The following is a 6,378-nucleotide window of genomic DNA, read 5'->3' on the forward strand; positions in this document are numbered from 1 at the left end:
TGCATTGAATACAGTAGTTTCACTGGTGAGGATAGATCCCGACAAGGCGAGGGACTTGATAATCAATCTTTCAGATTTTATGAGGTACAATATAGAAAACTCATTGAAACTTATAGATATTGAAGAGGAAATAAGCCATGTGAAATCCTACGTAAGCATTGAACAGGCAAGATTTGGGGATAGGGTAAAAATAGAATATGACATTGACTATAGTATGGATATAAAGTTGCCGATACTCATTATACAGCCTTTGGTAGAAAACTCAATCAAACATGGAATGAGGGTGAATACTACTGCAGAGGAAAACAGGAAGATAAAGATAAAGGTATCCGTATCCAAGAGTATTTTTGATTCAGCTTTGGTATCTGTCGAAGACGATGGAATAGGCATTCCTCTGGAAATAATAGACAAGATTGAAAATGACAATATGGATGACAATAACATAGGACTGTCAAATGTACACAACAGGTTGAAGCTGATTTATGGTGAAGGTCTTGAGATTGAGCGACTAGACAAAGGTACACGGATATCATTCAAGATACACCAGAATAAAAATGAAGAATTCATAAGAACAGGAGAAAAGTATGAACTGTTTAATAATTGATGATGAAAAGCCTTCAAGAGAAGAGCTAAGGTATTTTATAGAAAATCATTCAGCAATAAATATACTTAGAGAATTTGAAAACTCCATCCAGGCTCTTAAGTATCTTCAGGAAAGTAAAGATGTGGATGTGATTTTTCTCGACATAAACATGCCAAATCTTGACGGGATGGAACTGGCTAGGATAATCCACAGGTTCAAGGTGAAGCCGGAAATAGTTTTTGTTACTGCATATAAGGAACATGCTTTGGATGCCTTTCAGGTTGAAGCATATGATTATCTGCTAAAGCCTTATTCCAGGGAACGGATAATCGGACTCTTAGCAAAGCTTGAAGAAAAGGGTGTAACTGATGAAGTAATTAGTAGTTCCTCGCATGTTAACAAGTTATCCCTTGCAAATGGCGACAAAATTTTGGTACTTAACTTCACTGAAATACTTTTTATCAAGGCTAATGAGAGAAAAATCAACGTTTACTACGGAGATAATGAAATGTTTACTGCCAATGTGAAAATATCGGAAGTCATGTTGAAACTTGGGGATACCTTCTTCAGGACCCACAGATCATATATAGTAAACACTGAAAAAATAAAGGAAATTGACATGTGGTTCAATAACACCTATCTTCTCTCTGTACATGGAATTGATGAAAAGGTTCCTGTCAGTAGAAGCTTTGTGAAGGAATTCAAGAAAATAATGAAAATATAAGAATTATGACATAGTAAGTAAATGGAGATGCAACTCATGTAGTTGCATCTCTTTTTGTGTGCAGTTCATGTAGAATTCCATGCATCTCGTGCAGAAATACTCATTCCATTAACAATGAGTGGTAATATTCAGCTATGGAGGATGGTCATATGAATTATAAAACATATCTGGAAAACGTTTCTGAAAAGCTCAGCTGCAATTTTGATTTCATGGAAAACAAGGGTTTTGAAGGAATATTATTCGACCTTGCCGCAAAATCACACATAAGAAATGAAAAATATATTGTGGCAAAAAAAGCTGTCATATACGCATATGAAAACAATGAATACTGTTTTTTTAAGACTATGGATGAAGTGAGATCCAATGATGTGAACAGTGTTTTCGATACAATCAAAAAAGTATCAGATGACTTTGTAGTAGCAAGTGATGAGCACATGTCAACAACCTTTACTGGAATTATAATTACAGAAAAGCCTGTTGATGCAGATACTGTAAAAATGGTTAAAAAACTAAAATATCAAAAAGCATACAGGTTGGGTTTTCACGGTTGGTGTTCCATAAGGATTATTATAGTTGAACTGGATTCCAAGAAAGTAATATCAAGTCGTGAGGCTAAAAAAGTCAGTAAATTTTATGAAGCTGAGCAACAGAATCAGGGTAGTCTTGCCTTGAAGCAATAACAATTTAATGGGCGAAACTTATTTCGGCCTTAAATAAAAAAATATTTTATGAGGAGGAAACACAGTGTCATTAATTTTAATTATTATTGCAATTGTCGTATTTTCAATCGCCTATGTAACATACGGGGCATGGCTTTCCAAGAAATGGGGAGTAGATTTATCAAAAAAAACACCGGCTCATGAATTTGCCGATGGGGTAGATTATGTACCTGCTAAAGTACCTGTTCTAATGGGTCATCACTTTGCATCAATAGCAGGTGCAGGACCGATTATAGGACCAATTGTCGCTGCTATGTTTGGATGGTTGCCGGTGTTTTTATGGCTTATTGTAGGATCAATATTCTTCGGAGGAGTACATGATTATGGTTCATTATTCGCATCTATTAGACATGATGGAAAATCAATATCATATGTAATAGAACAAAATATTGGAAGGACAGGAAAGAAACTTATTTCAGTATTCTCATGGTTAACACTTGTTCTTGTTATTGCAGCATTTGCAAATGTCATTGTAAAAACATTTGTAGCCGTTCCATCAGTAGCGACAATATCAATACTATTTATATTTTTAGCAATAGCATTTGGTATTGCAGTAAATAGAATGAATGTCCCATTAGTTCCAGCAACTATTGTTGGAGTAGCACTTCTGGGAGTTTGTATATGGTTTGGACTCAACAATCCGATAACTCTTTCTTTCAATAGCTGGTATGCAATAATTCTTGTCTATATATTTATAGCATCTGTTGCACCTGTTTGGATTCTTCTACAACCAAGGGATTACTTGAATTCATACATACTCTATGCCATGATTGGTGGGGCTGTATTGGGATTACTTGTTTATAGACCCAATCTTGAACTTCCTGCAGTAACAGGATTTACAGTAAACGGAAGTATGATGTTCCCCATTCTCTTTGTAACAGTAGCATGTGGAGCAATATCAGGTTTCCACTCGCTGATTGCATCTGGAACATCTTCCAAGCAGGTAGATAGAGAAGGGGATGCAAAAATTATTGGTTACGGTTCAATGCTTATAGAAGGAGTACTTGCAGTAATTGCACTTATTACAGCAGCATACATTGGAGCTGATAAATTTGGTGAATTAATGAGTGCTGGTGGACCGGCAAATGTATTTGCAGATGGAGTTGGACAGTTTATGACAGGCTTTGGAGTTTCAAAAGCGGTAGGTAAATCATTTGTTTCCCTTGCAATTTCAGCATTTGCGCTTACATCTCTTGACTCAGGTACTAGAATAGGTAGATTCATATTCCAAGAATTCTTTGACAATTCAGATTCGGAGACAGGCAAGAAAAGTAACTCGATTCTTACAAATAAGTATTTCGCAACAATAGTTACAGTAGCTTGTGGAGCCATTATGGGAATTGCAGGATATGAAAAGGTTTGGCCAGTGTTTGGTACTTCAAACAATCTTCTTGCATCAATAGCACTGCTTACTCTTGCAACATGGCTTAAAAAAGAGGGCAAGGATAACAGGATGATTACTATTCCTATGACATTCATGTTCTTGGTAACTATGACTGCAATTGTACTTCTGGTTAGGACAAATCTATTGGCAGGAAATCTCTTCCTTGCGGGTATAGGAGTACTATTGTTTGTGATGGCCATTGTATTAATTAAGGAATCATGGTCTACACTAACAGGAAAAACACCGGTATCGAATACAGGCAAGAAGGCATCAGGAAACTAATTATTAATGAAATAAGGTGAAATATGAATATAATACTGACTAATAAGGCAAAACTATATCTGAAAAAAAAGAATGATAGAACAGTTACCATTGATTTGTTTGTTGCGAATAGCTGCATAGAAATTGCCGAAGCTACTGTATCAGTGGGGAAACCATTGGAGAGCATTGAAAAATTCAACATGTTTAACAGTGATGGATATTCGGTATATATCTTCAAAGGAGTCAATGTAAAGGAAAGTGGACTAGTAATAAATGCAAAAAATATTCTTGGTATGAAATTTCTCGACATTGAAGGTGTTAAATTATTCTAAAGAAAGACAATATTATATTTCATAATTAAAGAGAACTCGCAAGAGTTCTTTTTCTTATATGATTTTTTTGATTTGAAATTCCAAGGAAAATAAATGAATGAACATAAGTTCTTAAACTCTCTTGAGAGCTGGATTTCACAGGTAAAACTAAGGAGAAAGAAAAAAACAAAAAATAAAATAAAAAAACTTGAAACACTGTTTCAAGAATGCTATAATAAAACTACAGACTGGAGGTGACGAATTGAAGGAAGAATATAATTACATAACCATGATAGACAGAGCGGTGGGTATTATGGAGGCAATATTTGAATCCCATAAATCATTGGGAGTTTCTGAAATTTCTCAGGAACTGGATCTTCCTAAGGCTACAGTCTACAGAATTCTCATTACCCTTGCAAAGGGAGGCCTTGTTACTAAAATGCACGGCACTGAGAAATACACTCTTGGTGGTAAGTTCATTAAGTACAGCGAGAGAGTAAAAGAAGACATCAACATACATTCTGTGGCAAAACCTTATATGGTAGAGCTTGCAAACGAGCTTGAAGAAACTGTAAATATTGCAATCGACTACGAAAATGCTGCCTTGATAATCGAAAGAGTCAAGGGAGAACAAACAAATCTTGTATCCAAACTTATACCTGTTGCACCATATAACTGTTCTTCGTCGGGAAAGGTATTCCTTTCACATAAGTCGGAAGATGAAATAAATGAGTATTTCGACAAGGGAAAAGCGAAGAAGAGAACAATCAAGTCTGTATATAAACAGGAAGATTTTATGCAACAGAGAAAAACAATTTTGAAAGATGGATATTCCATCGATGACGAAGAATATGATTATGGACTTTACTGCATGGGAAGACCCGTTTTTGGAATAGCCGGAGAAATTCTAGCAGTTATAAGTGTTACAGGACCTAAAAGCAGACTTCAATACAGGGGTTTGGACATGATTAGGGAGAGACTTTTTGACACTGTCGCAAAGATAGAAAAGGAAGTCAAGGACCTGGGAATAATTGAATAAACATACAGTGCCTGCATAAATATAAAAAACCCTTGACATTTGAAATGCTGTTTCATAAAATAGGAGTATAAAGATGAAAGAGGTGTTTTATGAAACCAATTAACGTTAACAATGAAATAGGTAATTTGAAAAAAGTATTATTGCACAGACCAGGACAAGAACTAAATAATCTTATGCCGGAATATCTTGAAAGACTACTGTTTGATGATATCCCATACTTGAAAATAGCACAGGAAGAACATGATGCATTTGCAAAGGTTTTAAAGAACAATGGAGCAGAGGTTGTCTACCTTGAAGATATGGCAGCAGAATCACTTTTTGACTGCGATGTCAAAAAAATGCTCATTAAGGAATTCCTTAATGAGGCAGGTATTTGGAATGAAAGAAGACTTGAAGTTCTTATGGAGTACTTCCTTCAATTTGATAAAAGAGCACTTATCGACAAGATGATGGCAGGACTTAGAAAAACCGAGCTTACAAATTTTACAAAAAGAGGATTGAAGGACTATCTTGACAATGATTATCCATTCATAATCGATCCAATGCCCAACTTGTATTTCACTAGAGACCCATTTGCTTCAATAGGAGATGGAATATCTCTTCACAAGATGAGGACACCTACTAGAAACAGGGAAACATTATTTACAAAGTATATAATTAAGCATCACCCTGACTTTGCAGACTACAATATACCTTTATGGTATGACAGAGAAGACAGATTTGCGCTTGAAGGCGGAGACATCCTGATATTGGATAAAAACACTATAGCAATAGGAATATCCCAGAGAACAGATCCCTCAGCCATAGAAATGTTTGCAGACAGAATACTTAAGTCGGAAAACGACTTTAATACTGTACTTGCCTTTGACATACCGAAGACAAGGTCATTCATGCACCTTGACACTGTATTTACAATGGTTGACAGAGACAAGTTCACAATCCATCCAAATATTCAAGGTGGAATCACAGTTTACGCACTTACTCTTGAAGAAGGAAAGATAAGAATTGAAGAGGAAAATGACACTCTTGAAAACATACTTTGCAAGCATCTTAACCTTGACAATGTTGAACTTATAAGATGTGGAGGAAACAGCCCCATAGATTCCGCAAGAGAGCAGTGGAATGATGGATCAAACACACTTGCAATATCACCTGGCGAGGTTGTAGTTTATTCAAGAAACTATGTAACAAATACCATTTTGCAAGAAAAAGGAGTTAAAACTCATATAATTCCAAGTTCGGAATTGTCTAGAGGCCGTGGCGGTCCAAGATGTATGAGTATGCCTCTACTAAGAGATGATTTATAAAAAATTAATTAATAATGTCACTGAAGTGGCTAAATAATGGAGGAAATAAA

Annotated in this window: 8 protein-coding genes; all 8 read left to right on the top strand. The window is 35.7% G+C overall.

The features are described 5' to 3' along the window. A partial coding sequence (locus AC3AX0_RS05260; protein WP_487549258.1) for a sensor histidine kinase occupies nt 1-604 on the top strand: 604 nt, incomplete at its 5' end. Beyond that, nucleotides 585-1,307, top strand: coding sequence for a LytR/AlgR family response regulator transcription factor (locus AC3AX0_RS05265; protein WP_487549259.1), 723 nt, complete (start codon nt 585-587; stop codon nt 1,305-1,307). The genes AC3AX0_RS05260 and AC3AX0_RS05265, both read left to right, overlap by 20 nt. 149 nt (nt 1,308-1,456) lie before the next feature. Then, the gene (locus tag AC3AX0_RS05270; RefSeq protein WP_487549260.1) at nt 1,457-1,987 is read left to right on the top strand and encodes a DUF8052 family protein; all 531 of its coding nucleotides are present in this window, start codon (nt 1,457-1,459) and stop codon (nt 1,985-1,987) included. 64 nt (nt 1,988-2,051) lie between these two features. After that, nucleotides 2,052-3,692 (top strand): carbon starvation CstA family protein, encoded by a 1,641-nt coding sequence (locus AC3AX0_RS05275; RefSeq protein WP_487549261.1) that lies wholly within the window; start codon nt 2,052-2,054, stop codon nt 3,690-3,692. Nucleotides 3,693-3,715: 23 nt separating this feature from the next. After that, the gene (locus AC3AX0_RS05280) at nt 3,716-4,003 is read left to right on the top strand and encodes a CC/Se motif family (seleno)protein (RefSeq protein ID WP_487549262.1); all 288 of its coding nucleotides are present in this window, start codon (nt 3,716-3,718) and stop codon (nt 4,001-4,003) included. Between the two features lie 93 nt (nt 4,004-4,096). Beyond that, nucleotides 4,097-4,240 (top strand): hypothetical protein, encoded by a 144-nt coding sequence (locus AC3AX0_RS05285; protein WP_487549263.1) that lies wholly within the window; start codon nt 4,097-4,099, stop codon nt 4,238-4,240. Nucleotides 4,241-4,244: 4 nt separating this feature from the next. Next, nucleotides 4,245-5,021: an IclR family transcriptional regulator gene (locus AC3AX0_RS05290; RefSeq protein WP_487549264.1), complete on the top strand. Its 777-nt coding sequence runs from the start codon at nt 4,245-4,247 to the stop codon at nt 5,019-5,021. Nucleotides 5,022-5,110: 89 nt separating this feature from the next. Continuing rightward, nucleotides 5,111-6,328 (top strand): arginine deiminase, encoded by a 1,218-nt coding sequence (gene arcA / locus AC3AX0_RS05295; RefSeq protein ID WP_487549265.1) that lies wholly within the window; start codon nt 5,111-5,113, stop codon nt 6,326-6,328. Nucleotides 6,329-6,378 lie beyond the last annotated feature (50 nt).

The sequence above is a fragment of the Dethiosulfatibacter sp. genome (genome assembly GCF_983023055.1).